Genomic DNA, 26,409 nt, shown 5'->3' with positions numbered 1-26,409 from the left:
CCGTTATACTTTCGCCCGCCTGCGAAACCGTGGCCGCAGGCGTGACTAGCCACCATTGAGGGTGTACGCGTGAACCTAATTATGAAAATGCTGGCCGCACCAGCAACCGTATTGGCCCTTTGGGCAGTCAGCGCTCAAGCTGCGACTAATGATGACATTGCCAAGCGTCTTGAGCCTGTTGGCCAGGTCTGCGTCCAGGGGCAGGAATGCAAGGGTATGGAAGTCGCTGCTTCTGCTGGCGGCGGCGGTGGGGCGAAATCCCCGGATGACGTGATCGCCAAGCACTGCAATGCTTGCCACGGCACCGGCCTGTTGGGCGCACCGAAAATCGGTGACACCGCAGCCTGGAAAGAGCGCGCCGATCACCAGGGCGGCCTCGACGGCATCCTGGCCAAGGCCATCACCGGTATCAACGCCATGCCGCCTAAAGGCACTTGCATGGATTGCTCCGATGACGAGCTCAAAGGTGCTATCCAGAAGATGTCCGGCCTGAAATAAGCCGCCATCTTCAGCGAAAAAGCCGCTTACGAGCGGCTTTTTTGTGGGCGTAATTCAGCCTGTGCACTGTTCAACGCAGCAAACTCCCGGCAAGCTCGGTCCAACCTCAATTCATGGATGGTCCCCGGAGGGTCAGATGCTGCAATCCTGTTCTATCGAGCATGCGGTAGATGAAGTGCTCGCCCGTTTGCCGCAACACATTCACATGGGCATGCCCCTGGGCCTGGGCAAACCCAACCGTTTTGCCAACGCCCTGTATCGCCGCATTGCCCAATTGCCCGAACGCCAACTGACGATCTACACCGCCCTGAGCCTGGGCCGTCCGTCCCTGGGCGACGGCTTGCAGAAGCGCTTTCTCGAACCCTTTGTGGAACGGGTGTTCGGCGACTACCCGGAACTGGATTATCTCGCCGACCTGCACCGCAACAGCCTGCCGGCGAACATCCGCGTCGAGCAGTTCTTCATGCAGCCCGGCAGCCTTTTACACAGCGCCGCAGCGCAGCAGGACTACGTCAGCAGCAACTACAGCCATGCAGCCCGGGACATCAACGCCGCCGGCTTGAACCTGGTGGCGCAACTGCTGGCCCGCGATCCGCAACACCCCGGCCGTCTGAGCCTGAGCTGCAACCCGGATATCACCCTCGACATGCTGCCGATGATCGCCAAGCGCCGTGCCGCAGGGGAGACCATCCTGATTCTCGGTCAGGTCCACAGCGACCTGCCTTATATGCCCGGGGACTCCGAGATCGACGCGGCGGACCTCGACCTGCTGATCGACGAAGAAGAGCACAGCACGCTGTTTTCCACGCCGAACATGCCGGTGGGGATTCAGGATCATTGCATCGGCATGCATGCCAGCACCCTGGTGCGCGACGGCGGCACCCTGCAGATCGGCATCGGCTCCATGGGTGATGCACTGACCGCAGCCTTGCTGGCGCGGCAGGCTGACAACGACGGTTATCGTGCCCTACTGGCGGACCTGCAGGTGAACCAATGGCAGTCGCTGATTGACCGTGAAGGTGGCGTCGAGCCCTTTGCCCAGGGCCTTTACGGTTGCAGTGAAATGTTCGTCAACGGTCTGCTGGCCCTGGCGGATGCCGGCATCGTGCGGCGCAAGGTCTACCCGACCCTGGAGCTGCAACAACAAGCCAACGCCGGCACCCTGGACCCGGCCACGGCTGGCGGGGTTTCGGTCCACGGTGGTTTCTTCCTGGGCCCGCGCAGTTTCTATCAGCGGCTGCGAGAGCTGCCCAAGGGCAAGCTGGCGGAGTTCAACATGACCGCCATCAGCTACATCAACGAACTCTATGGCTACGAGGCCCTCAAGCGCCTGCAGCGTCGGGACGCACGATTCATCAACAGTGCCTTCACCATGACCCTGATGGGGGCGGCGGTGTCCGATCAGTTGCAGGGCGGGAAGGTACTGAGTGGTGTTGGCGGGCAGTACAACTTCGTTGCCCAGGGCCATGCTCTGCACGATGCTCGCTCGGTGCTGATCCTGCGCAGCTGGCGTGAGTCCGCTGGCGAGGTCAGTTCCAACATTGTCTGGGAGTACGGCCATTGCACCATCCCGCGCCATCTGCGGGACGTTGTGATCACCGAGTACGGTATTGCCGATCTGCGGGGTAAAACGGATGCGAAAGTGATCGAGGCGCTGCTCAATATCAGCGACTCACGCTTTCAGCCGGGGTTGATGGAGCAGGCACAGAAAGCCGGAAAACTGCCAAAGGATTTTCGTCTGGATCCGCGTTTTACCGACAACAGCCCACAGCGTTTGCAGAATATTCAGGCACGTCACAGCCACCTGTTTCCGGAGTATCCGCTGGGCAGTGATTTCAGCGATCAAGAGCGTGACCTGCTGCGGGCACTGAACTGGCTGAAGAGCAAGTTCAAGCTCAGCGAGATCCTTGAGCTGGGCAAGGCGGCACTCGATGCGCCGGAGCCTGAGGCATTCCCGGCGCACCTTGAGCGCATGGGGCTGGAGAAGCCCGAAGGCCTGCGTGAAGACCTGTACCAGCGTTTCCTGCTGGCTGGCCTGCAGGCCACGGCAACCACCTTGTCGTAGGAGCCGGCTTGCCGGCGAATGGGCCATCAAGTCTTGCATTGCTCTCAAGGGCGTCTTCGCTGGCAAGCCAGCTCCTACACAAGCCAGCTCCCACAAGACGGGCGGGGTTACTCGATGAAGGTGACCACGCCGCCAGCCAGGGATTTGACCCGGGCCAGGGATTCCACGCGGTAGCCCTGGGAGTCCAGTTCGGCACGGCCGCCCTGGAAGGACTTTTCGATCACGATGCCCAGGCCGGCCACGGTGGCACCGGCCTGCTTGATGATCGAGATCAGCGCCTGGGACGCCTTACCGTTGGCCAGGAAGTCATCGATGATCAGTACGCGGTCGCTGCTGGTCAGGTGCCGTGGGGAGATGGCGACGGTGCTTTCCACCTGTTTGGTGAAGGAGTACACGGTGGCCGACAGCAGGTTCTCGGTCAGGGTCAGGGACTGGTGCTTGCGGGCGAAGATCACCGGCACGCCCAGGTTCAGACCGGTCATGATCGCCGGGGCAATCCCCGAGGCTTCGATGGTGACGATCTTGGTGATGCCCGAGTCCTTGAACAGCGTGGCGAATTCGTCGCCGATCAGCTTCATCAACTGCGGATCGATCTGATGGTTCAGAAAGGCGTCGACTTTCAGTACTTGATCGGAAAGCACGATGCCTTCTTCGCGAATTTTCTTGTGCAGTGCTTCCACGGAGCTTCCTCAAATAGCGCCTGTTGCGCCAAAGGTCAGTTAAAAATAGTCGATTTTAGCGCTTTAACATCGCGCGTATATCCGCCAAAGCGCTATTGCCGCGAACGGCTTTGACTTCGGTCGGCGTGTCGTCGTTGCCTTCCCAGGCCAGATCGTCCGGGGGCAGTTCATCGAGGAATCGGCTCGGCGCGCAGTCGATGATTTCACCGTATTGCTTGCGCTTGGCTGCGAAGGTGAAGGCCAGGGTCTGGCGAGCACGGGTAATGCCCACGTAGGCCAGGCGTCGTTCTTCCTCGATGGTGTCGGCTTCGATGCTGGAGCGGTGCGGGAGGATTTCCTCTTCCATGCCCATGATGAACACGTAGGGAAATTCCAGGCCCTTGGAGGCATGCAAGGTCATCATTTGTACACCTTCGGCGCCGTCTTCCTCTTCCTGCTGGCGTTCCAGCATGTCCCGCAGGACCAGCTTGCCGATGGCGTCTTCGACGGTCATTTCGCCGTCTTCGTCTTTTTCCAGGGTGTTCTTCAAGGCCTCGATCAGGAACCAGACGTTGCCCATCCGGTAGTCTGCGGCCTTGTCGCTGGAGCTGTTGGTGCGCAGCCAGTTCTCGTAGTCGATGTCCATGACCATGCTGCGCAGGGCGGAGATCGGGTCTTCGCCGGCGCATTGTTCGCGGACCCGGTCCATGAAGCGCTTGAAGCGCGCCAGGCGGTCGGTGAAACGGCTGTCCAGGTGCTCGCCCAAGCCGATTTCATCGGTGGCGGCGTACATCGAGATCTTGCGCTCGGTGGCGTAGTTGCCGAGTTTTTCCAGGGTCGTGGAACCGATTTCCCGGCGCGGCACGTTGATCACCCTGAGAAAGGCGTTGTCGTCGTCCGGGTTCACGATCAGGCGGAAGTAGGCCATCAGATCCTTTACTTCCTGGCGTCCGAAGAAGCTGTTACCGCCGGACAGACGATAGGGCACCTGATGGTGCTGCAGCTTCAGTTCGATCAGTTTGGCCTGGTAGTTGCCCCGGTAAAGAATGGCGAAGTCGCTGTAGGGCCGGTCGGTGCGCAGGTGCAGGCTAAGGATCTCCATCGCCACCCGTTCGGCCTCGGCATCTTCGTTGCGGCAGCGGATCACGCGGATTTCGTCACCGTGGCCCATCTCGCTCCACAGCTGCTTTTCGAACTCATGGGGGTTGTTGGAGATCAGCACGTTGGCACAGCGCAGGATACGGCTGGTGGAGCGATAGTTCTGCTCCAGCATCACCACTTTCAGGGACGGATAGTCGTCCTTGAGCAGCATCAGGTTTTCCGGGCGCGCGCCACGCCAGGCGTAGATCGACTGGTCGTCGTCGCCCACCACGGTGAACTGGTTGCGCTTGCCGATGAGCATCTTCACCAGCAGGTACTGGCTGGCGTTGGTGTCCTGGTATTCGTCCACCAGCAGGTAGCGGACCTTGTTCTGCCATTTTTCCAGGATGTCGGCGTGTTCTTCGAACAACTTCACCGGCAGCAGGATCAGGTCGTCGAAGTCCACCGCGTTGAACGCCTTGAGCGTGCGCTGGTAGTGGGTATAGACGATGGCCGCAGTCTGTTCCTTGGGGTTGCGGGCATTTTCCAGGGCTTCGGCGGGCAGGATCAGGTCGTTCTTCCACGAGCCGATCATGTTCTTGATCTCGTCGACGCCGTCGTCTCCGGAATACTCCTTCTGCATGATGTCGGTCATCAGGGCCTTGACATCAGTCTCGTCGAAGATCGAGAAGCCCGGCTTGTAGCCCAGCCGCGCATGCTCCTTGCGGATGATGTTCAGGCCCAGGTTGTGGAAGGTCGACACGGTCAGGCCGCGACCTTCGCCACTGCGCAGCAGGGTGCCGACCCGCTCCTTCATTTCCCGCGCGGCCTTGTTGGTAAAGGTCATGGCGACGATGTACTGGGCGCGGATGCCGCAGTTCTGGATCAGGTGCGCGATCTTGCGGGTGATCACGCTGGTCTTGCCGGAGCCTGCGCCGGCGAGCACCAAAAGAGGGCCGCCGACATAGTTCACGGCTTCTTGCTGCCGGGGATTGAGTCGGGACATGACAGTAAAAAGGGATCGGTTACGAAAAGGGCGGGCATTTTAACAGGCTGGACAGATTCTGCTGCTCTCTCCGACTTGTGACGCACAACGCTATCTAAATTTGCCGGTTTTGATACTTTCCCTCAGGATGCGCGCTGAATATGCGTCTAATGTTCGAGTTAGAGCGGTACAAGAAATTGCGTATGATAATCAATATCAATTGTTATTGCTTATTTGCGCGCCATAATGCCCGCCGCCAACTTATTTTGCAGAGTCTAGGGAGCTAGCTTGTCTAAGCCTGTCGAACCCTTGCGTTTGCTGCTACTGGCCGAAGAGCCTGTGTGGACAGCGTTGTTGCGCGAGTGTGTCGCTCCGTTGGGAGACTCGGTGGTATTGATCAGTGCTCCCACCTGGGAGTCGGTCAGTCGTTTGTTCGAAGACGATCGCAATGCGGTCCTGTTGACCATTCCACGCCTGCAGCCCGGTCCCGGGCGTTGCAGTTTGCCCACCATTCTATTGCTGGACCATGAGCCCTCGGTGGCCCCGGTGGGCGTCAGCGACTGGCTGGTGGGTTCCTGCCTGAGTACCGATGCCCTGCGCCGCTGCCTGCGTCATGTGCGTGAGCGCGGTGTGCTGGAAAACACCTTGCAACGCCTGGCCGAGCAGGACCCCCTGACCGGTATTGCCAACCGGCAGGGCTTTCAGACCCTGCTGGCCGCGCGGCTGGCGGAAAACGATGGTCGCGGCCTGGCCCTGGGGCACCTGGACCTGGATAACTTCCGTCACGCCAACGATGCCCTCGGCCACCAGGCCGGTGACCGGCTGATCCTGCAGGTGGTGTCGCGGCTCAAGAGCCAGCTGGAGGCCGGTGACCAACTGGCCCGCCTGGGCAGCGACGAGTTTGCCTTGCTGATCGACACCCGCCGCGCGCCGCAGCGTGCCGAATGGATGGCCGAACGCATCACCGAAGCCATGGCCGAACCCTATTGGGTCGACGGCGAAAGCCTGTTGATCGGCTGCAGCCTGGGGATTGCTCATGCCCGGGCCAATGCCGGCGCCGACCCGTTGATGTGGCATGCACATATCGCCATGCAGCAGGCCAAGAGCACCCAGGGTTGCACCTTTCATATCTTCAACGAGCGGATCAATCGCAACGCTCGCAGCCTTGCCGATCTGGAAAGCGAGCTGCGTCGGGCCTTGCGCCGTGACGAGCTGGAGCTGCATTACCAGCCGCGGCTGAACCTGCATGACGGCAAGATTGTCGGCCTCGAAGCCCTGGTGCGTTGGCGTCACGGCGAGCGCGGCCTGCTGCCTCCCAGCGAGTTTGTGCCCCTGGCGGAACAGAGCGGGCTGATCGTGCCCCTGGGCTACTGGGTGATTTCCCGTGCTCTACGAGACATGCAGGCCCTGCGCGAGCGCGGGCTGCCTTCGCTGCATATGGCGGTCAACCTGTCGTTCCGCCAGTTCCAGGACAGCCAGTTGCTCTCGACCCTGAGCCGGCTGATTGCCGAGCGCGGGGTTGAAGCCCAGTGGCTGGAGTTCGAGCTGACGGAAACCGCAGTGATGCGCCGCAGCGATCTGGTGAAGCAGACCATGGATGCCCTCGGGCGCCTGGGGGTGCGTTTTTCCCTGGACGACTTCGGTACCGGTTTCTCTTCCTTCGTCCACCTCAACAGCCTGCCGATCACCCTGCTCAAGGTCGACAAGAGCTTTGTCGGGGGCATGGAGCAGCGTGAAGAGAACCGCAAACTGGTGCACGCCATGATCAACCTGGCCCACAACCTCAATCTGGATGTGGTGGCCGAGGGGGTGGAAACCGCGGAGCAACTGGCGTTGCTGCGAGGCTTTGGCTGCGATCAGGTCCAGGGCTACCTGATCAGCAAGCCGCTGCCCCTGGCTGATCTGATGGAGTACCTGACGTTCGGCAGCAGCCAGCAGTCGCTGCAGGAAGGGACGCTTTAAGCGACTGATACCGGTGCTGATCCACCGCCTTGGGCGGCGGTGATCAGCTCCCTGTCAATCCGCGCTGCTGGTCTGAAGGTTCATCGCCGCTGCCACGGGCTCGCGCTTGATCATGCGGCGCATCCGCCACTCGAACGCCAGGGTCAGGCTGATGGCCGCGCAGGCCAGGCCCAGGGCCAGTCCCCACCAGACACCGGTCGGTCCCCAGTCCAGGGTAAAGGCCATCAGCCACGCCGAAGGGGCACCGATCAGCCAGTAGCAGCCCAGGCCCACCAGGAAGGTGGTCTTGGCATCCTTGAGGCCGCGGATCGCGCCCATGGCGATGGTCTGGGTGCCATCGAACAGCTCGAACCAGGCCGCCACCGCCAACAGGCTCACCGCCAGTTGAATCACCTCGGCGAAGGCCGGGTCATTGTGGTCCAGGAAGAGCCCGATCAACTGGTTGGGTAGCAGCCAGAAAATCATCGCGAACCCCAGCATCGCCACCGCGCCGAAGGCGATGCCGACCCGTCCGGCCAACCTTGCATCCAGCAGTTGTCCGGCACCGTAGTGCTGGCCGATGCGCATGGTGATGGCGTAGGAGATGCCAGCCGGCACCATGAACGCCACCGACACGATCTGCAGGGCGATCTGGTGCGCCGCCAACTGGGTGCTGCCCATGGTGCCCATGCACAGCGCGGCGAAGGCGAACAACCCGACTTCCACCGCATAGGTGCCGCCAATGGGCAGGCCCAGGCGCCACAGTTCCCGCAGGTAATAGGTGTTCAGCCGGGCCAGGCCCTGGCGCAACGGGTACGCGGCGTAGGCCGGATGGCGCTTGATGTGCCAGGCCAGTGCCAGCGCCATGCAGTTGGCGACGATGGCGGTCACCAGGCCGATGCCCACCAGGCCGAGTTTCGGCAGGCCGAACATGCCGGTGATCAATGCATAGTTGAGCAGGAAGTTGGCCACAGTCCCTGCCAGGCTGATGACCATCACCGGCGTCGCCCGGCCGATGGCGCTGGTAAAACCGCGCAAGGCCATGAAACTCAAGTAGCCGGGCAGGGCGAACGGCAGGATCAGCAGGAACTGGCCGGCGGCCTGGACGTTGCTTGGGGTCTGGCCGAACAGCAGCAACAGCGGTTTGAGGTTCCACAGCAGCAGGCCGGCGACCAGGGCCATGACCCAGGCCAGCCACAGGCCGGCCTGGGTCAGGCGGGCGGCGCCCTCGATGTCTCCGGCGCCCTGACGAATCGCCACCAGGGTGCCTACAGCGGCAATCACGCCGATGCAGAAAATCGAGACAAAGGAATAGCTGGCGGCGCCCAGACCGCCGCCGGCCAGCGCTTCGGGGCTGAGGCGGGCCATCATCAGGGTGTCGGTGAGTACCATCAGCATGTGCGCCAGCTGGGAGGCGATCAGCGGCCCCGCCAGCCGCAGGATGGCCCAGAGTTCGGTACGTGCTGGATGCTGCATGGTCATCAGGCTCGATCAGGGTAAAGTCGGGGAGAGCGCTGATTCTCGGCGCTTCTTGGCCATAGCACAAAGGGATAAAAATACTTGCTGGCATGATTAAAACTCATGCGAACGACTTTCTGGTAGCGTTGCGTCATTCCGCTGCCGGAGCGCATCCATGTCCCGCCGTCTTCCTCCTCTTTATGCCCTGCGTGCCTTTGAAGCAGCGGCGCGGCACAGCTCGTTCACCCGGGCGGCCGAGGAGCTGTCCATTACCCAGAGTGCTGTCAGCCGGCATATCCGCACCCTGGAGGAGCACTTCGCTTGCCGGCTGTTCCAGCGCAGTGGGCGCAATCTGCAACTGACCGAAGCGGCGCGTTTGCTGCTGCCGGGCATCCGCGAGGGCTTCGGTGCCCTGGAGCGGGCCTGCAATACCTTGCGGGCCGAAGACGACATCCTGCGCATGAAGGCGCCGTCGACCCTGACCATGCGCTGGTTGCTGGCGCGCCTCAGCCGTTTCCGCCATCTGCAGCCGGGCAACGAAGTGCAGCTCACCAGTGCCTGGATGGATGTGGATTCCGTGGACTTCAACCAGGAACCCTTCGACTGTGCGGTACTGCTGAGCAACGGACACTTTCCACCGGATTGGGAAGCCAGCTACCTGTTCCCGGAGTTACTGGTCCCGGTGGGCGCTCCGAATCTGCTCGAAGACCTGCCCTGGGATGTGGCGCGGCTGGCGGCCACGGAGTTGTTGCATCCGACTCCTGACCGGCGGGACTGGCGCAGTTGGCTGGAGCAGATGGGGCTCACGGATCAGGTTTCCCTCAAGGGCGGGCAGGTGTTCGACACTCTGGAGCTGGGGATGATTGCGGCGGCTCGGGGCTACGGCGTGTCCATGGGGGACCTGCTGATGGTGGCCGAGGATGTCGCTCAAGGTCGCTTGAGCCTGCCCTGGCCGACTGCCGTCGCCAGCGGCTTGAACTATTACCTGGTGTGGCCCAAGACCCGGCCGGGAGGTGAACGTTTGCGTCGTCTCAGCGACTTTCTCCAGGGTGAGGTCGAGGCGATGCAATTGCCTGCGGTAGAGCGCCTGGGCTGAAACGTTGAAGCACCCGGCCGGCAAGGTTGTGCACATATCCTTGCAAGACGCTCAAGTATTGCCCGGCGCCGCCGAATCCTAGGACATGGAACCAGCGTTCAGGAAGGTCCTAATTACTAAAAACACTTAGAAATATTGTTGCCGAGCGTGCCACTCGATCAGGATGATCCGCCTTCTCGGCCAGGAGCCATCATGTCCCAACCCCGTGCCCGGATAGCCTCCCAGCTAGGGCTTGCCCTTGCCCTGATACTCGCCCTGGTGATCAGCGGCAGTACCCTGTTTGCCCTGCGTTCTCTGGATTCGGCGAATCTCGACACCCGAGAAGAGCACTTGGCCAGCGAAGCGCGCCTGCTGGCGGACCAGCTCAACACCTTTCACAGCAGCCTGCGCGAAAGCACCCAGCGCCTCAGTGGCTTGTTTGAAAACCGCTTCAGCAGCGGCATGAGCCTGCATCCCGAACAACCGGTGACAGTGGCTGGGGTCCAGACCCCCGGGCTGCACCTGGGGGACATGGTGCTGAACAACAACTTCGAGGAAGTGGACGAGTTCAAGCAGATGACCGCCGGGGTGGCGACCCTGTTCGTGCGCAGCGGCGACGACTTCATTCGGGTCAGTACCTCCCTGAGCAAACAGGACGGCAGCCGGGCCATTGGCACCTTGCTCGACCACGCCCACCCGGCCTATCAGAAACTCATGGCGGGGCAGGGTTATGTTGGCCGGGCGCTGTTGTTCGAGCGCTTCTACATGACCCAGTACACCCCGGTGCTGGATCGTGCCGGCAAGGTGATTGCCGTGCTGTTCGTTGGTTTTGACTACACCGATGCGCAGAATGCCCAGTTCGACAATCTCAAGCGCTTCCGCATCGGACAGAGCGGCTCCCTGGCCTTGCTGGACGAGCAGCACAAGTGGCTGGTGCCGCCGGCGGGCGTGCAAGGCCTGGATCAGGCCGCGCAGGTCATGACCGATGCGGCGAAGGAGCCGGGCAAGGGGCGCTTCTGGAGCGACCAGGGCGAAGACTTCTACAGCCTGGCGGTGCCTTTTGCCGGTGGGCCCTGGGCGGTGGTGGCGAGCATGCCCAAGGCCGAGATCCGGGCGGTGACCTGGAGCGTCGGTATCCGTCTGGTGATCGGCAGCCTGTTGGCGATGTTGCTGGCGGTGGGCGCCACGGTCTGGCTGCTGCGCAGCAAGCTGGCACCCTTGAGTGATCTGGTGCGTCAGGCCCAGGCCCTGGGCGGTGGCGACCTGAGTGCGCGGTTGAATGTATCCAGCCACGATGAGATCGGCCAACTGGCTCGTAGCTTCAACCAGATGGGTGAAGCCTTGTCGACCATGGTCGAGCACATCCGCCGTTCTGCCGCTGAGGTCAACGGCCGGGCCCAGGCCTTGTCCGGCCTGTCCAGCGGTGCCTATGAGGGCATGGAGCAGCAGTCGGGCGAGATCACCAGCATGGCGGGGGCGGTGGAGGAGTTCAGCGCCACGTCGCTGAACATCGCTGACAATATGGGCAGCACTCAGCGCCTGGCCCAGGAAAACGCCCAGCAAACCCACATCGGCCGCGAGTCCATGGAACAGGCGTCATCGTCCCTTGAGCAGATTGCCGGGGCGCTCAACAGCACGGCTACGGTGATCAATACCCTGGGCCAACGCTCCCAGGAGATCGGCGGAATTGTCGGGGTGATCACTGCGATTGCTGACCAGACCAACCTGCTCGCTCTCAACGCCGCCATTGAGGCGGCCCGTGCCGGCGAGCAGGGTCGCGGCTTCGCCGTGGTGGCGGATGAGGTACGCAACCTGGCGTCGCGTACCCGCGAGGCCACGGACGAAATCTCGCAGATGATCAACAGCATCCAGCAGGAAACCGGCCACGCCATCGAAACCATGGAGCAGGGCAACCGACTGATGCAGGAAGGCTTGTCGCGCAACGCCGACGTGGCTTCGGCCCTGGCTCTGATCGACGAGCAGAGCCGCAGCGCCGGCGAGCAGTTCGCCGCCATCACCACGGCCACCCAGGAGCAGAGCAGCACCGCCACGGTGCTCAGCAGCAACCTGCAGAGCATTGCCCAGGCCAACAGCGAGCAACGGGAAGTGGTGTCCAACCTGGCAGTCACTGCCCGTGAACTGGAAACACTGGCCGCCGACCTGCGCCAGGAAGTCGACCGCTTCCGCTGACCGCGGCCATTTCACCCTGCAACCCTGGGTTGCAGGGTGAATGTTGCAATGACGCTTGATTCGACTAAAACAGATGAGCAGCGATTGGCCCTTCAAGGACTTCTCTTTCAGCAGGAGCTGGCATGACTCATCTCACTCGTTTTGTCCCGCGCGTACTCGCCCTGTCGGCACTGGTGTTCAGCCAGATGGCTCTCAGCGAGGAAAGCCCGGCGTTCATTGCCCCGGCGACCTGGAGCACGCCGTTCAACGGCATTGCCCAGGTGGCCTGCCATAACTGCTACGAGAAGCAATATGCGCGCACCTTCACCAGTGTGCTCGACAGTGTGCGCACCCTGGAACTGGACTTCTGGGATCAGCGCGATGCGGTGAGCGGCGGTTCACCCCGTCACTGGTTCGTGCGGCATAACCCCGGCACCCTGTTCCAGTCCGGCAATGACAACAACTGCACCGGCGACGGCACGGGCAAGAACGATCTCGAAGCCTGCCTGAACGACGTGAAGAACTGGAGCGACAATCACCCCGGGCATTTCCCCATCACGCTGATCCTGGACAAGAAGCAGGGCTGGTCCAAGGAAAGTTCGGGGCGCACACCGAAGGACTTCGATGAGCTGATGGCGCGGATTTTCCAGGGCAAGCTCTATACCCCCCCAGGACCTGGCAACGCACATAGGCAGCAGTGCCGGGGCCTTGCAAAAAAACCTCAAGGGCAAGTCCTGGCCCACCGCCAGCCAGCTGCAGGGCAAGGTCCTGCTGGTGCTCAATCACTCGGAGAACCAGAAGCTTTCCCAGTACGCCGAGGCCCGGACCTCCAGCGCCAAGGTGTTCATCTCACCGGTGACCAATGGCCAGAACGATGTCAGTGGCAAGGTCAGTGGCATGTCCGACCAGTCATCCGGCTATGTGGCCATGAACAATATGTCCAAGGGTGACAAGAAGTGGGCGACCCAGGCCTTTGCCTACAGCCACATCGGCCGGGTCTGGGGAGATGACGGGGTGTCTTTCACCCAGCACATCAGCGAGAAGATCAACCTCTCGGCGTACTACAAGTTCGCTGAGCAGAACGCCGGCGGCTATCGCATCCGGCCGTTTTGAGGTTTACCGGGGCTCGGTCGGCTCACCCAGCCCCGGGTCCACGCGCTTGCCGATGTCCCGCAGGCGCGCCAGTTGATCGACCATGGTCGGGGCCTCGTCGACGCTGCTGACGAAGGTCCACAGGTAAGTCATCACCGCATACACATGCCCGGCCTTGACCTCGGGTGACAGCGCCAGCTGACTGATGGCAATGACGAACAGAATCGCCGCTACGGCGCCCAGAAACAGATAGGCCGCCGCCTCCCGGTCCGAGAGCCAGATACGCAGCCGCGACAGCAGCCGATAGTGGCGCTGCAGCGAGGCGGCGCCGACCTTGGCCACCAGGCCGATTTCCTTTTCCAGTCGATCGTTCAGGCGTTCGTGCAACTGCTGATTGCGCCGTGCAAAGCGCGGCAGCAGGGTGACGCACAGCAGTAGGGCCCCCAGGCAGGCAAGGCCGATCCAGGGTTCGATCACCAGCAGCATGATCGCGGCTCCGACAATCGATACCAGGGCGGTGGCGATGGTCGGCACATGCTTTTCGAAGAAGTCGACGAACTCCCTGGCCAGCACCACCCGCGCCGCTGCCGTGGAAGTGTTTTGCTGCTGCAGGCGCTGATTGAGGATCACCGGCACCGCCAGGTCGGCGTAGATGCGGGTGAAGGTGCGGGTGTCCACCGCTCGCCGCGCGGCCCCCACGACCCAGAAGCCCAGCACCACCAGGGCGTAGATCAGCGCGTGGGTGGTGTCACCCCGCAGGATCGAGTCTACGGCGAACCCGGCAAACAGCGGGTAGGCCAGCAGCAGGGCGTTCTCTAGCGCCACCAGGGACAACGTGACAAACAGCTTGCCCGGGTACGCCCGGGCAATGGCCTTGAGTGTCTGGCCAGCGGATTGCTGACCGATCTTTTGAGTGGAGTCGACGACAGCGGATGGGGTGACGACAGACATGGGTGCACCACAGGTGTGATAACGGTTAATATTGAGCGACTGCTCAATTATCTTTGAGCGACCGCTCAAAATGCAAGCGCCGTCCATCTCGGCGTCAAGAGGTCCGATTGCCCATGTCCCGTAACGACCGTAAAGACCAGATCATCGATGCGGCCCTGGAGCTGTTCCGTAGCAAGGGCTTCGCCGATGTCTCGACCCGTGACCTGGCCGAACATTCCGGGTTGTCTCGCAGCCATGTCTATCACTACTTCAGTGATTGGAAGGAGCTGCGCCGCGAGGCCTTCATACGGTTTGCCAATCAACAGCTGGAGGCGTTGGGCGCACCGCTGCAAGGCGCTGCGCCCCTGGAGGCCCTGCAGGGTTTTCTCAGCCATTGCCTGCCCGATTCCACCTATGACGGCTGGGCGCTGTGGTTGGATGCCTGGGACGAGGCCATGCATGACGAGGAGCTGGCCGAGGCCTACCTGAAGATCAACGGCCAGTGGCAGCAGATGCTGGCAACGATCGTCGACAGTGGTGTGCAGTCCGGAGTGTTTCGCTGTGCCAGCCCCGAGCGGGTGGCGCGGCAGCTCTTCGCCCAGGCCATGGGCTACGCCGATGACCTGCTGCTGCGGGCCTCGCCCGAGGCCGCCGCGGCTGCCCTGGATGAAGTTCTGGAGGTGGCGGGATTGCTGCTGGGTTTCCAGGACTGAGGGGGTGAGCGGGAGTGATTGGATCTGGTAGTCGTACTGCGATTTTGCAGCTTGCTGAAACGATTCTTCAGCGCTATAAATCCATTACAACTCCAATAAGGGCACCTTTCCATGACCTCCCTCAAACTGCTTGTCACCCTCGCTGCGCTGACCGCCACTTCCCACGCCATGGCCTGGGACTATGTGTTGCTCGACAGCGACAAGGCGGCCCAGAACCTGCACCTCACCAGTCAGCAGTTGGGGGTGAAGACCCCGCAACCTTTTTCCGTGACCCTGCGCACCTTGCATGGCGGTCGCCAGGAAGGGGTGAGCATCATCGACATCGACAATGGCGTGATGAAGCTCTCGGTGGTGCCGACCCGGGGCATGAATGTGTTGCAGGCCTCGGTGGGCGATGTGCGCCTGGGCTGGGATTCACCGGTCAAGGAAGTGGTCAACCCGGCGTTCATCGAACTCAATGGCCGCGGTGGCCTGGGCTGGCTGGAGGGCTTCAATGAGCTGGTGACGCGCTGTGGCTACGAGTGGGTCGGGCACCCTGGGCTGGACAATGGCGAGCTGCTGACCCTGCACGGCCGCGCGGCGAACATTCCCGCCAGCAAGGTCACTCTGCACATCGACGAAAAACCGCCGTACGCCATTCACTTGCGTGGCGAGCTCAAGGAACAGGCGTTCAAGAAGGTCGATTTCAGCGTTGCCACCGAACTGGTCACCGAGCCCGGCAGCACCAGTTTCACGCTCAATGATCGCTTGACCAACAACGGTGATTATCCCAAGGAGTACCAGGCGCTGTACCACAGCAACTTCAGCACGCCGTTCCTTGAGCAGGGGGCGAAGTTTGCGGCGCCGGTGAAGCAGGTCTCGCCCTTCAACGACAAGGCCAAGGCCGATCTGGCGGACTGGCAGACCTATCGCGGCCCGACCCGTGACTATGACGAGACCGTCTACAACGTCGTGCCCTACGCCGACACTCAGGGCGAGACCCTGGCGGTGCTGCATAACAAGGCGGGCAGCCTCGGCGTATCGCTGGGCTTCAATACCCAGCAGTTGCCAGTGTTCTCGCTGTGGAAGAACACCGACACCCAGGGCCAGGGTTATGTGACGGGGCTGGAGCCGGGCACCAGTTTTTCCTACAACCGTCGCTATCAGCGTCCGCTGAACCTGGTGCCGACCATCGGCGCAAAGGAGCAACGGCAATTCCAGATCCGCTACAGCCTGCTGGCAGACAAGGCCGCTGTGGATAATGCCCTGAGTCTTGTCAGTAAGATTCAGGATGGGCGCCAGACCGAAGTGCTCCCCACGCCGTTGGTGGATCTGTCCAAGGAGTGACCCTTCAATTCGTGCTCGGCCGATAGTGCAGGGCTTCTGCCAGATGCTCGCGGTTGATTCGTGCCGCCTGCTCGAGGTCGGCCAGGGTCCGGGCCACCTTCAGCAGGCGGTGGGCGGCTCGTAGCGATAGGCCCAGGCGTTCGCAGGCCGCTTCCAGCCAGCGTTCGTCTGCCGTGGATAAACGGCAATGGCGCCGTAGGCCGGGGAGGTCGAGATGGGCATTGGCGCAGCCCTGGCGTTGTTGTTGCAGCTCGCGAGCTAGAGCCACTCGGGCGGCGGCGCTGGCGCTGTCGTCTCCCGGTTGCGGCTCGGGGTTCAGGGTGGTGGCTTCGCGGGCCACGGTCAGGTGCAGGTCGATGCGATCCAGCAACGGGCCGGACAGCTTGTTGCGATAGCGCTGGATCTGTTCCGGCGTGCAGCGGCATCGTCCGCTGGGATCGCCAAGGTAGCCACAGGGGCAGGGGTTCATGGCGGCTACCAGTTGGAAGCGCGCCGGGAACTGCACCCGGTCGCGAGCGCGGGCGATGACGATCTGGCCCGACTCCATGGGCTCGCGCAGAACCTCCAGGACCTTGCGGTCGAACTCCGGCAATTCATCGAGAAACAACACGCCGTGATGGGCCAGGGTGATTTCTCCCGGTTGTGGTTTCGAGCCGCCCCCCACCAGCGCAGGGCCTGATGCCGAATGATGGGGTTGGCGGAAGGGGCGCTGGGGCCAGTGGCGCAGCGGCTTGTGGCTGCTCACCGATTGAATGGCCGCGACTTCCAGGGCTTCTTCTTCCTGCAAGGGTGGTAGCAGGCCGGGCAAGCGACTGGCCAGCAAGGTCTTGCCGGTGCCGGGCGGGCCGCTGAACAGCAGATTGTGGGCGCCGGCGGCAGCGATCAGAAGGGCACGCTTGGCGGCCAGTTGACCCTGGACTTCCCGCAGGTCGGGGTAGGGCGAGTGATTTTCCTGCAAACCGTCGCTGACGTAAGGCGGGAGGGGGGCGTGACCATTGAAGTGGGCGACGGCCTCCAGCAGATGGTCTACGGCGATCACCTCAAGGCCCGAGGCCAGGCAGGCTTCCTCGGCATTGGCACGGGGCACCAGCAGGGTGTGTCCAGCCTTGCGTGCCGCCAGCGCGGCCGGGAGCACACCGCGCACCGCTCGCACCTCGCCGGACAAGGCCAGCTCACCCAGGCATTCGATGTTGTCCAGTGCCAGGGCCGGCACCTGCACGCTGGCGGCGAGGATGCCCAGGGCGATGGCCAGGTCGAATCGTCCACCATCCTTGGGCAAGTCCGCCGGAGCCAGGTTGAGGGTGATGCGTCGAGACGGGAAATTGAATCCGGCGTTGAGAATGGCGCTGCGCACCCGGTCCTTGCTTTCCTTGACTGCGGCTTCCGGCAGCCCGACCAGGGTCAGGCTCGGTAGGCCGTTGGCCAGGTGCACTTCAACGCTGACAGCCGGAGCCTGTACGCCCACTTGGGCACGGCTGTGGATGATTGCCAGGGACATGGGGAGATCTTCCTTGAGACGGCGGGAACCGCGTCCTGCGGTGCTGCAAGGATAGATGAGGGCTTTGGCGGGAGGAGGCTTTGAATGCGCACAGGATATGTCACCGGCGCTACGGCTTTCGTTGGCAAACCGGCTCCAGGTTTGTAGGAGCCGGCTTGCCGGCGAATCGCGGGTTCAGCTCATTGCGCTGTCGGATTGAGTCGGGCTTCCAGCTCCGCCACTTTGGCCTCGAGGCTTTCCAGGCGTGCCCGGGTGCGGGCCAGGACCACCATCTGGCTGTCGAATTCTTCCCGGCTGACCAGGTCCAGCTTGCTGAAGCCGCTTTGCAGCAGGGCCTTGAACTGGCTTTCGATTTCATTGCGAGGCAGAGGTGTTTCACCGCTGAGCAAACGCGAGGCGTGGCCGCTCAGGGCATCGAGAAGGTCTTTGGGCGCGAGCATGGGAGTGTCCTGAATAGCAGATGGGCCGCAGTGTATCACGCACGGCTCAAGGGCTTGGTGATGCCCGGTCTGCACGTTTTTCGCGCATTCGGGCGGGCGCTCACGCACCGTTATTGTGCGTATCCGCAGTGCCGATTTGTGGCAAGCCCGGGCGGCCCTGGGCAAAGGATTGAAATCACTGATTTTTCCCGAGCTGGCAAGCTTTCTGCTTAGACCCTGGTGACCCATGCACTGATGCAGTCGCTGTGACGAATGCAGTGCGGCAGGCGGAGCGGGGAGTGTTTCGTCAGAAGCGGTTAGCTGGCGTCGGTCTGGCTGAGGAAGGCCGACGATGCGTTACAAAGCCAGGCACTGCGCTTAGACTTGAGTCGGGTTTGTTTTCCTGGGGCAAGTCCACCAATTCGGGAGAGAGTTTCATGAAGCTAGTCACTGCCATCATCAAGCCGTTCAAATTGGACGACGTGCGCGAGTCGCTGTCCGAGATCGGCGTGCAGGGCATTACCGTCACTGAGGTCAAAGGCTTCGGCCGGCAGAAGGGTCACACCGAGCTGTATCGCGGTGCGGAGTATGTGGTGGATTTCCTGCCCAAGGTGAAGATCGATGTCGCCATTGACGACAAGGATCTTGACCGGGTTATCGAGGCGATAACCAAGGCCGCCAACACCGGCAAGATCGGTGACGGCAAGATCTTCGTGGTCAATCTGGAACAGGCTATTCGCATCCGTACCGGCGAAACCGATACCGACGCAATCTAAGCCGCCAAACCCAACGCCCCAGGAGAAAACAATATGACTCTGCGTAAATTCGCAGGGCTAGGAGCCCTTTTGTCCCTCGTAATGCCTGGCCTGGCCATGGCAGCAGACGAAGTGGCAGCTCCAGTCCTCAATTCCGGCGACACCGCCTGGATGCTGACTTCCACAGCCTTGGTGCTGTTCATGACCATTCCTGGCCTGGCGCTGTTCTACGGCGGCATGGTGCGGTCGAAAAACATTCTTTCGGTGATGATGCAGTGCTTCGCCATTACCGGCCTGATCAGCATTCTGTGGGTCATCTATGGCTACAGCATTGCGTTCGACACGACGGGCATGGAGCAGGGAGTCGTCAACTTCAACTCCTTCTTCGGGGGCCTGGGCAAGGCTTTCCTGGCGGGCGTGACCCCAGCCAGCGTAACCGGCCCGGCGGCGCTGTTCCCTGAAGCGGTGTTCATCACCTTCCAGATGACTTTCGCCATCATTACTCCGGCGTTGATTGTCGGTGCCTTCGCCGAGCGGATGAAATTCTCCGCCATGCTGATCTTCATGGGTGTCTGGTTCACCCTGGTGTATGCACCGATCGCGCACATGGTCTGGTCCGGCAACGGCGGCCTGATGTGGGACTGGGGCGTGCTGGACTTCGCCGGCGGCACCGTGGTCCACATCAACGCCGGTATCGCAGGCCTGGTGGCTTGCCTGGTGCTGGGCAAGCGCAAAGGTTTCCCTACCACGCCAATGGCTCCCCACAACCTGGGTTACACCCTGATGGGCGCAGCCATGCTGTGGGTCGGTTGGTTCGGCTTTAACGCCGGTTCCGCTGCTGCGGCCAACGGCACTGCCGGCATGGCCATGCTGGTGACACAGATCGCTACTGCCGCCGCGGCTCTGGGCTGGATGTTTGCCGAGTGGATCACCCACGGCAAGCCAAGCGCACTGGGTATCGCTTCGGGTGTGGTCGCCGGTCTGGTGGCAATCACTCCGGCAGCTGGCACGGTTGGCCCGATGGGCGCCCTGATTATTGGCCTGGCCGCTGGCGTGGTGTGCTTCTTCTGCGCCACCAGCCTCAAGCGCAAGCTGGGTTATGACGACTCCCTGGATGCCTTCGGCGTTCATGGCATCGGCGGTATTCTCGGCGCGATCCTTACCGGTGTGTTCGCCGCTCCATCTCTGGGCGGCTTCGGCACCGTGACCGACATCGCCGCGCAAGTCTGGATTCAGTGCAAAGGTGTGGGCTTTACCGTGATCTACACCGCGATCGTTACCTTCATCATTCTCAAGGTCCTGGATGCCGTCATGGGGCTGCGGGTTACCGAGGAAGAGGAAGCGGTCGGTCTCGATCTGGCGCAACACAACGAGCGTGGTTACAACCTGTAATCGCGGCTGAAAAAAAGCCCGGCTCCGGCCGGGCATTTTTTTGCCTGGCGTTTGTCATTGAGAAAGGCTGAAAGGTTTTTCTGATAGGCATTGGCGTGTTTGCCATGGCGATATCCAGCAGGGCAAATGCTTACACTAAAGCAGGATTATTCGGCGCTTTGTTTTTTCCCTGAGCGCGCTAGAATGCGCGCCGAAGCGTGGAGAACGGTATGTGGCAACAGACCCTGATTACCCTGCGGGCCAGGCCCCGGGGCTTTCATCTGGTGACGGACGAGTTGCTCGCCGGCCTGCCCGAGTTGAGGGCATGTCGGGTTGGTCTGCTGCATTTATGGCTACAACATACCTCGGCCTCGTTGACCATAAACGAGAACGCCGATCCGGCGGTACGGCGTGACTTCGAGCGTTTCTTCAACACCCTGGTGCCTCAAGGCATGGCCGGGTACGAACATGACGACGAGGGCGCGGACGACCTTCCGGCGCACTTCAAAGCCAGTTTGCTAGGCTGTCAGCTGACTTTGCCGGTAGCGGCGGGGCGCTTGGCGCTAGGCACCTGGCAAGGTGTTTATCTGGGCGAGCATCGCGATCATGGCGGTGCTCGCAAAGTCCTTGCCACCCTGCAGGGTGATGAGGCATAAGCCGCTGAGTATCAGTGGACGTTGATTTTTTTCCGGCAGCCTTCGACAGTCGGCGCAGCTGGGCTATAACTAATCTGCTTTTCGCAAGTCATGAGGTAGAACATGAGCGACGATGATCTGGAAAACGACGACCTCGAAGTAGGTGACGAAGACGATACCGAAGAAGGTCTTGAAGCGGCCGCCGAAGATGTGGCGGAAGACGATGGCAGTGATGTTCCTGCTCCGACCGCCAAAGGCAAGGCCAAGGCCGCCGTCTCGGTAGACGAGCTGCCGAGTGTCGAAGCCAAGAACAAGGAGCGTGATGCACTGGCGCGTGCCATGGAAGAGTTCCTGGCCCGTGGCGGCAAAGTGCAGGAAGTCGAGGCCAATGTGGTCGCCGATCCGCCCAAGAAGCCTGATAACAAGTACGGCAGCCGGCCTATCTGAGCCTTGCTACTTGCTTGCTGAAAAAGCCCGCCGTCGCTGCGGGCTTTTTCATGGGCGCGTGCCGGGTGAATGGCGCCGCATGGCGGCGATCGCGAGCAAGCTCGCTCCTACAGAACGAGCCGCATCAGGCACCGCTGTGCCAGCGGCCCAGCAGTGCTGGAAGCTCTTTGAGGCTGCGAATCTCGGCATCAGGGGCGCGTTCGGCTTCCCAGGTCTTGCCCGCAGGATTGAACCAGATGGCACGCAGGCCCGCCTGCTGGGCGCCGGCAATGTCGTCGCCCGGGTGATCGCCGATATGCACAGCAGTATCCGCAGTGGCGCCACCGCGCTGCAGGGCTTCATGGAACAGCCGGGCGTCCGGCTTGGCGATGCCAATGTCTTCGGCGCACAGTGCGAACTTGAAGTAGTCCGCCAGGCCCAGGCGACGCACGTCGGCATTGCCGTTGGTGACGACCCCGAGGGCGAAGTGATTGGCCAGGGCTTCCAGGGTCGGCTGGACCTCGGGAAAGATCTCCAGCTGATGCCGCGCATGCAGGAATACTTCGAAGCTCTGATCGGCCAGCTGGTTGGCTTGACTGTGCTCATACCCGGCCTCTTCCAGGGCATGAAACAGCACCTGGCGGCGCAGGGCGCTGATCCGGTACTTGAGGTGTGGTTGTTCGAGCAGCACGCGCTCGCGAATGGCCCACAGGTGTTCCACCGGTACGCCGCCAAGATTCGGTGCGTGGTCCGTCAGCCACTGACGCAGAGTGGCTTCGGCGCTGACGATCACTGGAGCGGTGTCCCACAGGGTGTCATCGAGGTCGAAGGTGATCAGCTTGATGGTCATTACTCACCGCCTTTGTTGCGTTTGGCCCGTGGATGGGCGCTGTCGTAGACCGCTGCCAGGTGCTGGAAGTCCAGGTGGGTATAGATCTGTGTGGTCTTGATGTCCGAATGCCCCAGCAGCTCTTGCACAGCGCGTAGGTCCTGGGAGGATTCCAGCAAATGGCTGGCAAAGGAATGGCGCAGCATGTGCGGGTGCAGGTTCTGTCCCAGTTCCCGCTCGCCGGCGGCCTTGACCCGCAACTGGATGGCCCGTGGCCCCAGGCGCCGGCCCTTTTGGCTGACGAACAGGGCGCCATCGGGCGGGTTGCTCAGGGCTCGCAGCGGCAGCCACAGCGCCAGGGCTTCCCGGGCCTTCTTGCCCACCGGCAGGACCCGGGTCTTGCTGCCCTTGCCCAGGACCTGCACCAGGCCGTCCGCCAGATCCAGCTGTTCGAGGTCAAGGCTGGTCAGCTCGGAAAGGCGCAAGCCGCAGGAGTAGAACAGTTCCAGGATCGCCTGGTCGCGATGGGCCAGGAAGTCGTCTTCCACCGCACCATCGAGCAGTTGCAGGGCGCGATCGGTATCCAGGGTCTTGGGCAGGCGACGTTCGCCCTTGGGCGGCGCCAGGCCGTTGGCCGGGTCGTGATTGCACAGCCCTTCGCGGTTCAGGTAGTGGTAGAGCCCGCGCACTGCGGACAGTAGCCGTGCGAGGCTGCGCGATGACTGACCTTGTTGGTGCAGGCGGGCAATCATGCTGCGCAAGCCCTGGATATCCAGGTCGGTCCAGCTGCGCACCTGCTGCTTTTCACAGAACCCCAACACCTTGTCGAGATCGCGACGGTAGGCCAGCAGGGTGTGGGGCGACACCTGGCGCTCACTGCGCAGGTGCGCGCAGTAGGCGTCCAGCTGTTGTTGCATGGTCAGCGTACCGAGCGCAGCGAGTGGGTGAAGCGCGGCAGTACGCGGCCTGTGACTTCGGCGATGTAATTGAGGAACAGGGTGCCTACCGAGCTCTTGTAGTGCTGCGGATCACGGCTGGCGATGGCCAGTACCCCGTGCATGCCCTGGTGCGCCAGGGCGACAACCGCCGTGGAGCCGATCTGCTTGCGCTGCTCTTCGCCAAAGAGAAAGTCCAGTTCGTGCTCGCGCAGGCTGCCACTGACACTCTTGCCTTCCGACAGCAGGCCGCCGATGGCGCCCTGAGCTTCGGCGGCCGAGACCCAGCGGCCTACCGGCATGGAGCTGTCGCTGAACAGGATCAGGCTGACGAAGGGCACCTGGAAATCCTGGCGCAGGCTGTCTTCGACACTCATCACCACCTCTTCCAGGCTGGTGGCATCCATCAGGGCGAGAATCAGGCGGCGGGTCTTGTCGAACAGCCGGTCGTTGTCCCGGGCCACGTCCATCAACTGCGACAGGCGATGGCGCATCTCGATGTTGCGCTCGCGGAGGATCTTCATCTGCCGCTCCACCAGCGACACGGTATCGCCGCGCTGGTGGGGGATGCGCAAGGCCGGAAGCAATTCGTCGTGGTCGACGAAGAAATCCGGGTGGGCTTCCAGGTAGGCGGCGACGGTCGCCGCCTCCAGGTTTACGGACGGTGACTCGTCGGGCTTTTCGGCGGGAACCTGAGGCTGATCAGTCATGGATTTCGCTCACTTAAAGACGCACCTGTCCTTCGTATACGCGGACTGCCGGGCCGGTCATCATCACCGGTTGGCCAGGGCCTGCCCATTCAATGGACAGGCGCCCGCCCGGCAGGTCGATCAATAGGGGCGAATCCATCCACCCCTGGCTGATCGCGGCCACAGCCGCTGCACAGGCGCCGGTACCGCAGGCCTGGGTTTCCCCGGCGCCACGTTCCCAGACCCGCAATTGCGCGCGCTGGCGGTCCAGGACCTGAAGAAAGCCCACGTTGACCCGCGCCGGGAAGCGAGGGTGATGTTCGATCTTCGGCCCCAGCTCGTGCACCGGTGCGCTGTTGATGTCATCCACCCGCAACACGGCGTGGGGGTTGCCCATGGACACGGCTGCCAGCTCGACCTGACGGCCGTCGACGTCCAGCGTGTAGCTGTCGGCCTGGGCCGGTGCCTGGAACGGAATGTCCGCTGGCACCAGGCGCGGAGCACCCATGTTGACGCTGATCTGTCCGTCGTTGCGGATATCCAGTTCGATGACGCCGCTCTTGGTCTCGACGCGGATCTGACGTTTGGTGGTCAGGCGCTTGTCCAGTACGAAGCGGGCGAAGCAGCGGGCACCGTTGCCGCACTGTTCCACTTCGGAGCCGTCGGAGTTGAAGATCCGATAGCGGAAGTCCACGTCCGGGTTGCTCGGAGCCTCGACGATCAGCAGTTGATCGAAGCCGATTCCGGTATTGCGATCACCCCATTGTTTGGCGTGCTTGGGCAGAATATGCGCGTGCTGGCTGACCAGGTCGAGAACCATGAAGTCATTGCCCAGACCGTGCATCTTGGTAAAACGCAGCAGCATGGTCTTACTCCGGCAGCAGGCTTTCGCCAGCGAATAACTCGGCTACCGTCTCGCGGCGACGCACTTCAACAGCCTGGTCACCATCGACCAGTACTTCTGCGGCACGGCCGCGGGTGTTGTAGTTCGAGCTCATGACGAAACCATAGGCGCCGGCGGAATGCACCGCCAGCAGGTCGCCCTCGGCCAGGGCCAGGTAGCGCTCCTTGGCGAGGAAGTCGCCGGTTTCGCAGATCGGTCCGACAATGTCGTAGGTGCGGGGTTCGGCATCCCGTGGCTGGACGGCACTGACATCCATCCAGGCCTGGTAAAGCGCTGGGCGGATCAGGTCGTTCATGGCGCCGTCGACGATGGCGAAATCCTTGTGTTCGGTGTGTTTGAGGTACTCGACCCGGGTCAGCAGTACACCGGCGTTGGCCACGATGAAGCGGCCCGGTTCGAACACCAGGGCCAGGTCGCGGCCATCGAGGCGTTCACGCACGGCCTTGATGTAGTCGGCGGCCAGTGGTGGCTCTTCGTCGCGATAACGCACACCCAGACCGCCACCCAGATCGATGTGGCGCAGGTAGATGCCGCACTCGCCAAGGCGATCCACCAGATCCAGCAGGCGGTCGAGGGCGTCGATGAAAGGGGCCAGGGTGGTCAGCTGAGAGCCGATGTGGCAGTCGACACCGACGATGTCCAGGTTCGGCAACTGTGCGGCGCGGATATACACGTCCTCGGCAGTCGCAATGTCGATGCCGAACTTGTTTTCCTTGAGGCCGGTGGAGATGTACGGGTGGGTACCGGCATCGACGTCGGGATTGACCCGCAGCGAGATCGGCGCGCGAACACCCAGCTCGGCGGCCACCAGTTGCAGGCGCTCAAGCTCTTCGGCGGACTCGACGTTGAAGCAATGGACGCCCACTTCCAGGGCCCGGCGCATGTCGTCACGGGTCTTGCCGACGCCGGAAAAGACAATCTTGTCGGCTTGGCCGCCAGCGGCCAGGACACGCTCCAGCTCGCCCCGGGAGACGATGTCGAAACCAGCGCCCAAGCGCGCCAGGACATTCAGCACGCCCAGGTTGGAGTTGGCTTTTACCGCGAAGCAGACCAGGTGCGGCATGCCGGCAAGCGCCTCGGCATAGGCCAGGTACTGGGCCTCGATGTGCGCTCGGGAATAGACGTAGGTCGGCGTGCCGAAACGCTCGGCAATGGCGGACAGGGCTACGCCTTCCGCGAACAGCTCACCGTCGCGGTAGTTGAAAGCGTCCATGGTGAGCCCTTAGTAGGTGTCGTGCTTGTGCGACTGCGATTGCGATTTCGCCTGTTCTTCAGGGGATTTGCTGTCATCAGGCAGATACAGCGGGCCTTTCTGGCCGCAGGCGGTAACAAGGCAGGCAACCGCGACGAGCGCAGCAAGGGAAGAGATCAGGCGCTTCATGGCGAAATCCTTGAGAATGCGTAAATTGCGCCCGAGTATACCGGCCACCCGGCAGCTTGCCTATGCAGCGTAACTCCCGTCCAGCGGGCCTTTGCCAGGGGCTGCTGAGAGGCTTTGGTCGGCTTCCGGCACAATGGACGTCGCATTTATCCGCCTGTTCGGTATCCTTTGCATTCGCCGGGGAGCGCCCGTATCTTGCGGCGCTTGAGCGTGAGTAGACACTTTTTGAGGTTCCCACAATGAGTTTGACCGAAGCCCGTTTTCACGACCTGGTGGACGCCACCCAGCAGACGCTGGAGGATATTTTCGATGAGAGCGACCTGGACATCGACCTGGAAAGTTCCGCCGGGGTGCTCACCGTCAAGTTCGACAACGGCAGCCAGGTGATCTTCAGCCGCCAGGAGCCTTTGCGCCAACTGTGGCTGGCCGCCCGCTCCGGTGGTTTCCACTTCGACTACGACGAGGAAAGCGAGCGCTGGATGTGCGACAAGAGTGAAGAGCAGTTGGGGGAGATGCTGGAGCGCATCGTTCTCGAACAGGCAGATATCAAACTCGAGTTCGAAGGTCTCTGAAATC

General features: G+C 62.1%; 26 protein-coding genes. 14 read left to right on the top strand and 12 right to left on the bottom strand.

Annotated features, from left to right (window positions below; translation table 11 throughout):
• Positions 1 to 81 precede the first annotated feature (81 nt).
• Together P7C00_RS31365 and P7C00_RS31360 are read left to right on the top strand one after the other, a co-directional pair.
• Positions 82 to 498, top strand: coding sequence for a cytochrome c5 family protein (locus P7C00_RS31365; protein WP_123726819.1), 417 nt, complete (start codon positions 82 to 84; stop codon positions 496 to 498).
• 136 nt (positions 499 to 634) lie between these two features.
• A complete protein-coding gene (locus tag P7C00_RS31360; RefSeq protein ID WP_404937901.1) occupies positions 635 to 2,563 on the top strand; it encodes an acetyl-CoA hydrolase/transferase C-terminal domain-containing protein in 1,929 nt (642 codons plus the stop codon).
• A 107-nt stretch (positions 2,564 to 2,670) separates the two neighbouring features.
• Here P7C00_RS31360 and P7C00_RS31355 read toward each other — a convergent pair whose 3' ends face one another.
• Positions 2,671 to 3,243, bottom strand: coding sequence for a xanthine phosphoribosyltransferase (locus P7C00_RS31355; RefSeq protein WP_011064203.1), 573 nt, complete (start codon positions 3,241 to 3,243; stop codon positions 2,671 to 2,673).
• Positions 3,244 to 3,298: 55 nt separating this feature from the next.
• Positions 3,299 to 5,308, bottom strand: coding sequence for a DNA helicase Rep (gene rep / locus P7C00_RS31350; RefSeq protein ID WP_346633404.1), 2,010 nt, complete (start codon positions 5,306 to 5,308; stop codon positions 3,299 to 3,301).
• A gap of 267 nt (positions 5,309 to 5,575) precedes the next feature.
• Between rep and P7C00_RS31345 the strand changes: the two genes are divergently transcribed.
• Positions 5,576 to 7,249 (top strand): bifunctional diguanylate cyclase/phosphodiesterase, encoded by a 1,674-nt coding sequence (locus tag P7C00_RS31345; protein WP_346633403.1) that lies wholly within the window; start codon positions 5,576 to 5,578, stop codon positions 7,247 to 7,249.
• 54 nt (positions 7,250 to 7,303) lie between these two features.
• Here P7C00_RS31345 and P7C00_RS31340 read toward each other — a convergent pair whose 3' ends face one another.
• Positions 7,304 to 8,704 carry a NorM family multidrug efflux MATE transporter gene (locus P7C00_RS31340; protein ID WP_404937900.1) on the bottom strand — a complete coding sequence of 467 codons (1,401 nt, stop codon included), beginning with the start codon at positions 8,702 to 8,704 and terminating at the stop codon, positions 7,304 to 7,306.
• A gap of 157 nt (positions 8,705 to 8,861) precedes the next feature.
• On the opposite strand from P7C00_RS31340, the gene P7C00_RS31335 reads away from it, so the two are divergent.
• The 4 genes from P7C00_RS31335 (at position 8,862) to P7C00_RS31320 (ending at position 13,043) form a co-directional block, all read left to right on the top strand.
• The gene (locus tag P7C00_RS31335; protein WP_404937899.1) at positions 8,862 to 9,782 is read left to right on the top strand and encodes a LysR substrate-binding domain-containing protein; all 921 of its coding nucleotides are present in this window, start codon (positions 8,862 to 8,864) and stop codon (positions 9,780 to 9,782) included.
• Between the two features lie 192 nt (positions 9,783 to 9,974).
• On the top strand, positions 9,975 to 11,951 hold the full coding sequence (locus tag P7C00_RS31330; protein WP_346633400.1) for a methyl-accepting chemotaxis protein: 1,977 nt from the start codon (positions 9,975 to 9,977) through the stop codon (positions 11,949 to 11,951).
• Between the two features lie 122 nt (positions 11,952 to 12,073).
• The gene (locus P7C00_RS31325; RefSeq protein WP_404937898.1) at positions 12,074 to 12,880 is read left to right on the top strand and encodes a Ca2+-dependent phosphoinositide-specific phospholipase C; all 807 of its coding nucleotides are present in this window, start codon (positions 12,074 to 12,076) and stop codon (positions 12,878 to 12,880) included.
• A complete protein-coding gene (locus P7C00_RS31320; RefSeq protein WP_404937897.1) occupies positions 12,858 to 13,043 on the top strand; it encodes a hypothetical protein in 186 nt (61 codons plus the stop codon). The genes P7C00_RS31325 and P7C00_RS31320 overlap by 23 nt, the downstream gene beginning before the upstream one ends.
• Positions 13,044 to 13,046: 3 nt before the next feature.
• Here the strand turns inward: P7C00_RS31320 and P7C00_RS31315 are convergent, their stop codons facing one another.
• On the bottom strand, positions 13,047 to 13,973 hold the full coding sequence (locus P7C00_RS31315; RefSeq protein ID WP_346633398.1) for an ABC transporter six-transmembrane domain-containing protein: 927 nt from the start codon (positions 13,971 to 13,973) through the stop codon (positions 13,047 to 13,049).
• A 113-nt stretch (positions 13,974 to 14,086) separates the two neighbouring features.
• Between P7C00_RS31315 and P7C00_RS31310 the strand changes: the two genes are divergently transcribed.
• Positions 14,087 to 14,665 carry a TetR/AcrR family transcriptional regulator gene (locus tag P7C00_RS31310; protein ID WP_404937896.1) on the top strand — a complete coding sequence of 193 codons (579 nt, stop codon included), beginning with the start codon at positions 14,087 to 14,089 and terminating at the stop codon, positions 14,663 to 14,665.
• Positions 14,666 to 14,776: 111 nt separating this feature from the next.
• Positions 14,777 to 15,991 (top strand): aldose 1-epimerase family protein, encoded by a 1,215-nt coding sequence (locus P7C00_RS31305; RefSeq protein WP_404937895.1) that lies wholly within the window; start codon positions 14,777 to 14,779, stop codon positions 15,989 to 15,991.
• Between the two features lie 4 nt (positions 15,992 to 15,995).
• Here the strand turns inward: P7C00_RS31305 and P7C00_RS31300 are convergent, their stop codons facing one another.
• Both P7C00_RS31300 and P7C00_RS31295 read right to left on the bottom strand, forming a co-directional pair.
• Complete coding sequence (locus P7C00_RS31300) at positions 15,996 to 17,489, bottom strand: YifB family Mg chelatase-like AAA ATPase (protein ID WP_404937894.1); 1,494 nt, start codon at positions 17,487 to 17,489, stop codon at positions 15,996 to 15,998.
• Positions 17,490 to 17,668: 179 nt separating this feature from the next.
• Positions 17,669 to 17,929: an accessory factor UbiK family protein gene (locus P7C00_RS31295; protein WP_346633374.1), complete on the bottom strand. Its 261-nt coding sequence runs from the start codon at positions 17,927 to 17,929 to the stop codon at positions 17,669 to 17,671.
• A 416-nt stretch (positions 17,930 to 18,345) separates the two neighbouring features.
• On the opposite strand from P7C00_RS31295, the gene glnK reads away from it, so the two are divergent.
• From glnK to sutA, 4 genes are all read left to right on the top strand, one after another.
• Positions 18,346 to 18,684, top strand: a complete 339-nt coding sequence (gene glnK, locus P7C00_RS31290) for a P-II family nitrogen regulator (RefSeq protein WP_002555808.1) — start codon at positions 18,346 to 18,348, stop codon at positions 18,682 to 18,684.
• A 33-nt stretch (positions 18,685 to 18,717) separates the two neighbouring features.
• Positions 18,718 to 20,055, top strand: a complete 1,338-nt coding sequence (locus P7C00_RS31285; RefSeq protein WP_346633373.1) for an ammonium transporter — start codon at positions 18,718 to 18,720, stop codon at positions 20,053 to 20,055.
• A gap of 209 nt (positions 20,056 to 20,264) precedes the next feature.
• The gene (locus P7C00_RS31280) at positions 20,265 to 20,690 is read left to right on the top strand and encodes a secondary thiamine-phosphate synthase enzyme YjbQ (RefSeq protein ID WP_123726806.1); all 426 of its coding nucleotides are present in this window, start codon (positions 20,265 to 20,267) and stop codon (positions 20,688 to 20,690) included.
• Positions 20,691 to 20,792: 102 nt separating this feature from the next.
• Positions 20,793 to 21,116, top strand: coding sequence for a transcriptional regulator SutA (sutA, locus tag P7C00_RS31275; RefSeq protein ID WP_123726805.1), 324 nt, complete (start codon positions 20,793 to 20,795; stop codon positions 21,114 to 21,116).
• Positions 21,117 to 21,240: 124 nt separating this feature from the next.
• Here sutA and P7C00_RS31270 read toward each other — a convergent pair whose 3' ends face one another.
• The 6 genes from P7C00_RS31270 to P7C00_RS31245 are packed head-to-tail and all read right to left on the bottom strand — an operon-like array spanning position 21,241 to position 25,833.
• Positions 21,241 to 21,945, bottom strand: a complete 705-nt coding sequence (locus tag P7C00_RS31270; protein WP_346633372.1) for an HAD family hydrolase — start codon at positions 21,943 to 21,945, stop codon at positions 21,241 to 21,243.
• Positions 21,945 to 22,841, bottom strand: a complete 897-nt coding sequence (gene xerC / locus P7C00_RS31265) for a tyrosine recombinase XerC (RefSeq protein ID WP_346633371.1) — start codon at positions 22,839 to 22,841, stop codon at positions 21,945 to 21,947. Before xerC ends, P7C00_RS31270 begins: the two co-directional genes overlap by 1 nt.
• Before the next feature lie 2 nt (positions 22,842 to 22,843).
• Positions 22,844 to 23,569: a DUF484 family protein gene (locus P7C00_RS31260; protein ID WP_404937893.1), complete on the bottom strand. Its 726-nt coding sequence runs from the start codon at positions 23,567 to 23,569 to the stop codon at positions 22,844 to 22,846.
• Positions 23,570 to 23,582: 13 nt separating this feature from the next.
• Positions 23,583 to 24,413 carry a diaminopimelate epimerase gene (gene dapF / locus P7C00_RS31255; protein WP_346633369.1) on the bottom strand — a complete coding sequence of 277 codons (831 nt, stop codon included), beginning with the start codon at positions 24,411 to 24,413 and terminating at the stop codon, positions 23,583 to 23,585.
• 4 nt (positions 24,414 to 24,417) lie between these two features.
• Positions 24,418 to 25,665: a diaminopimelate decarboxylase gene (lysA, locus tag P7C00_RS31250; RefSeq protein WP_346633368.1), complete on the bottom strand. Its 1,248-nt coding sequence runs from the start codon at positions 25,663 to 25,665 to the stop codon at positions 24,418 to 24,420.
• Positions 25,666 to 25,674: 9 nt separating this feature from the next.
• Positions 25,675 to 25,833 carry an LPS translocon maturation chaperone LptM gene (locus P7C00_RS31245; RefSeq protein WP_011064184.1) on the bottom strand — a complete coding sequence of 53 codons (159 nt, stop codon included), beginning with the start codon at positions 25,831 to 25,833 and terminating at the stop codon, positions 25,675 to 25,677.
• A gap of 239 nt (positions 25,834 to 26,072) precedes the next feature.
• On the opposite strand from P7C00_RS31245, the gene cyaY reads away from it, so the two are divergent.
• Positions 26,073 to 26,405, top strand: coding sequence for an iron donor protein CyaY (gene cyaY, locus P7C00_RS31240; protein ID WP_011064183.1), 333 nt, complete (start codon positions 26,073 to 26,075; stop codon positions 26,403 to 26,405).
• Positions 26,406 to 26,409 lie beyond the last annotated feature (4 nt).

Origin of the sequence: Pseudomonas sp. JDS08PS003, assembly GCF_045013505.1 — a bacterium.
Taxonomy (GTDB): Bacteria; Pseudomonadota; Gammaproteobacteria; order Pseudomonadales; family Pseudomonadaceae; genus Aquipseudomonas; species Aquipseudomonas protegens_B.
This window is presented reverse-complemented; position numbering and strand designations above follow the sequence as displayed.

What these genes read in the sequence shown, in the direction of transcription:
- xerC (WP_346633371.1), bottom strand. Translation starts at nt 22,841, where the DNA reads ATGCAACAACAGCTGGACGCCTACTGCGCGCACCTGCGCAGTGAGCGC.
- P7C00_RS31295 (WP_346633374.1), bottom strand. Translation starts at nt 17,929, where the DNA reads ATGCTCGCGCCCAAAGACCTTCTCGATGCCCTGAGCGGCCACGCCTCG.
- cyaY (WP_011064183.1), top strand. Translation starts at nt 26,073, where the DNA reads ATGAGTTTGACCGAAGCCCGTTTTCACGACCTGGTGGACGCCACCCAG.
- sutA (WP_123726805.1), top strand. Translation starts at nt 20,793, where the DNA reads ATGAGCGACGATGATCTGGAAAACGACGACCTCGAAGTAGGTGACGAA.
- P7C00_RS31260 (WP_404937893.1), bottom strand. Translation starts at nt 23,569, where the DNA reads ATGACTGATCAGCCTCAGGTTCCCGCCGAAAAGCCCGACGAGTCACCG.
- P7C00_RS31305 (WP_404937895.1), top strand. Translation starts at nt 14,777, where the DNA reads ATGACCTCCCTCAAACTGCTTGTCACCCTCGCTGCGCTGACCGCCACT.
- P7C00_RS31315 (WP_346633398.1), bottom strand. Translation starts at nt 13,973, where the DNA reads ATGTCTGTCGTCACCCCATCCGCTGTCGTCGACTCCACTCAAAAGATC.
- P7C00_RS31310 (WP_404937896.1), top strand. Translation starts at nt 14,087, where the DNA reads ATGTCCCGTAACGACCGTAAAGACCAGATCATCGATGCGGCCCTGGAG.
- P7C00_RS31285 (WP_346633373.1), top strand. Translation starts at nt 18,718, where the DNA reads ATGACTCTGCGTAAATTCGCAGGGCTAGGAGCCCTTTTGTCCCTCGTA.
- rep (WP_346633404.1), bottom strand. Translation starts at nt 5,308, where the DNA reads ATGTCCCGACTCAATCCCCGGCAGCAAGAAGCCGTGAACTATGTCGGC.
- P7C00_RS31280 (WP_123726806.1), top strand. Translation starts at nt 20,265, where the DNA reads ATGTGGCAACAGACCCTGATTACCCTGCGGGCCAGGCCCCGGGGCTTT.
- P7C00_RS31340 (WP_404937900.1), bottom strand. Translation starts at nt 8,704, where the DNA reads ATGCAGCATCCAGCACGTACCGAACTCTGGGCCATCCTGCGGCTGGCG.
- P7C00_RS31360 (WP_404937901.1), top strand. Translation starts at nt 635, where the DNA reads ATGCTGCAATCCTGTTCTATCGAGCATGCGGTAGATGAAGTGCTCGCC.
- dapF (WP_346633369.1), bottom strand. Translation starts at nt 24,413, where the DNA reads ATGCTGCTGCGTTTTACCAAGATGCACGGTCTGGGCAATGACTTCATG.
- P7C00_RS31270 (WP_346633372.1), bottom strand. Translation starts at nt 21,945, where the DNA reads ATGACCATCAAGCTGATCACCTTCGACCTCGATGACACCCTGTGGGAC.
- P7C00_RS31300 (WP_404937894.1), bottom strand. Translation starts at nt 17,489, where the DNA reads ATGTCCCTGGCAATCATCCACAGCCGTGCCCAAGTGGGCGTACAGGCT.
- P7C00_RS31245 (WP_011064184.1), bottom strand. Translation starts at nt 25,833, where the DNA reads ATGAAGCGCCTGATCTCTTCCCTTGCTGCGCTCGTCGCGGTTGCCTGC.
- P7C00_RS31325 (WP_404937898.1), top strand. Translation starts at nt 12,074, where the DNA reads ATGACTCATCTCACTCGTTTTGTCCCGCGCGTACTCGCCCTGTCGGCA.
- P7C00_RS31320 (WP_404937897.1), top strand. Translation starts at nt 12,858, where the DNA reads ATGAACAATATGTCCAAGGGTGACAAGAAGTGGGCGACCCAGGCCTTT.
- P7C00_RS31365 (WP_123726819.1), top strand. Translation starts at nt 82, where the DNA reads ATGAAAATGCTGGCCGCACCAGCAACCGTATTGGCCCTTTGGGCAGTC.
- glnK (WP_002555808.1), top strand. Translation starts at nt 18,346, where the DNA reads ATGAAGCTAGTCACTGCCATCATCAAGCCGTTCAAATTGGACGACGTG.
- P7C00_RS31330 (WP_346633400.1), top strand. Translation starts at nt 9,975, where the DNA reads ATGTCCCAACCCCGTGCCCGGATAGCCTCCCAGCTAGGGCTTGCCCTT.
- lysA (WP_346633368.1), bottom strand. Translation starts at nt 25,665, where the DNA reads ATGGACGCTTTCAACTACCGCGACGGTGAGCTGTTCGCGGAAGGCGTA.
- P7C00_RS31335 (WP_404937899.1), top strand. Translation starts at nt 8,862, where the DNA reads ATGTCCCGCCGTCTTCCTCCTCTTTATGCCCTGCGTGCCTTTGAAGCA.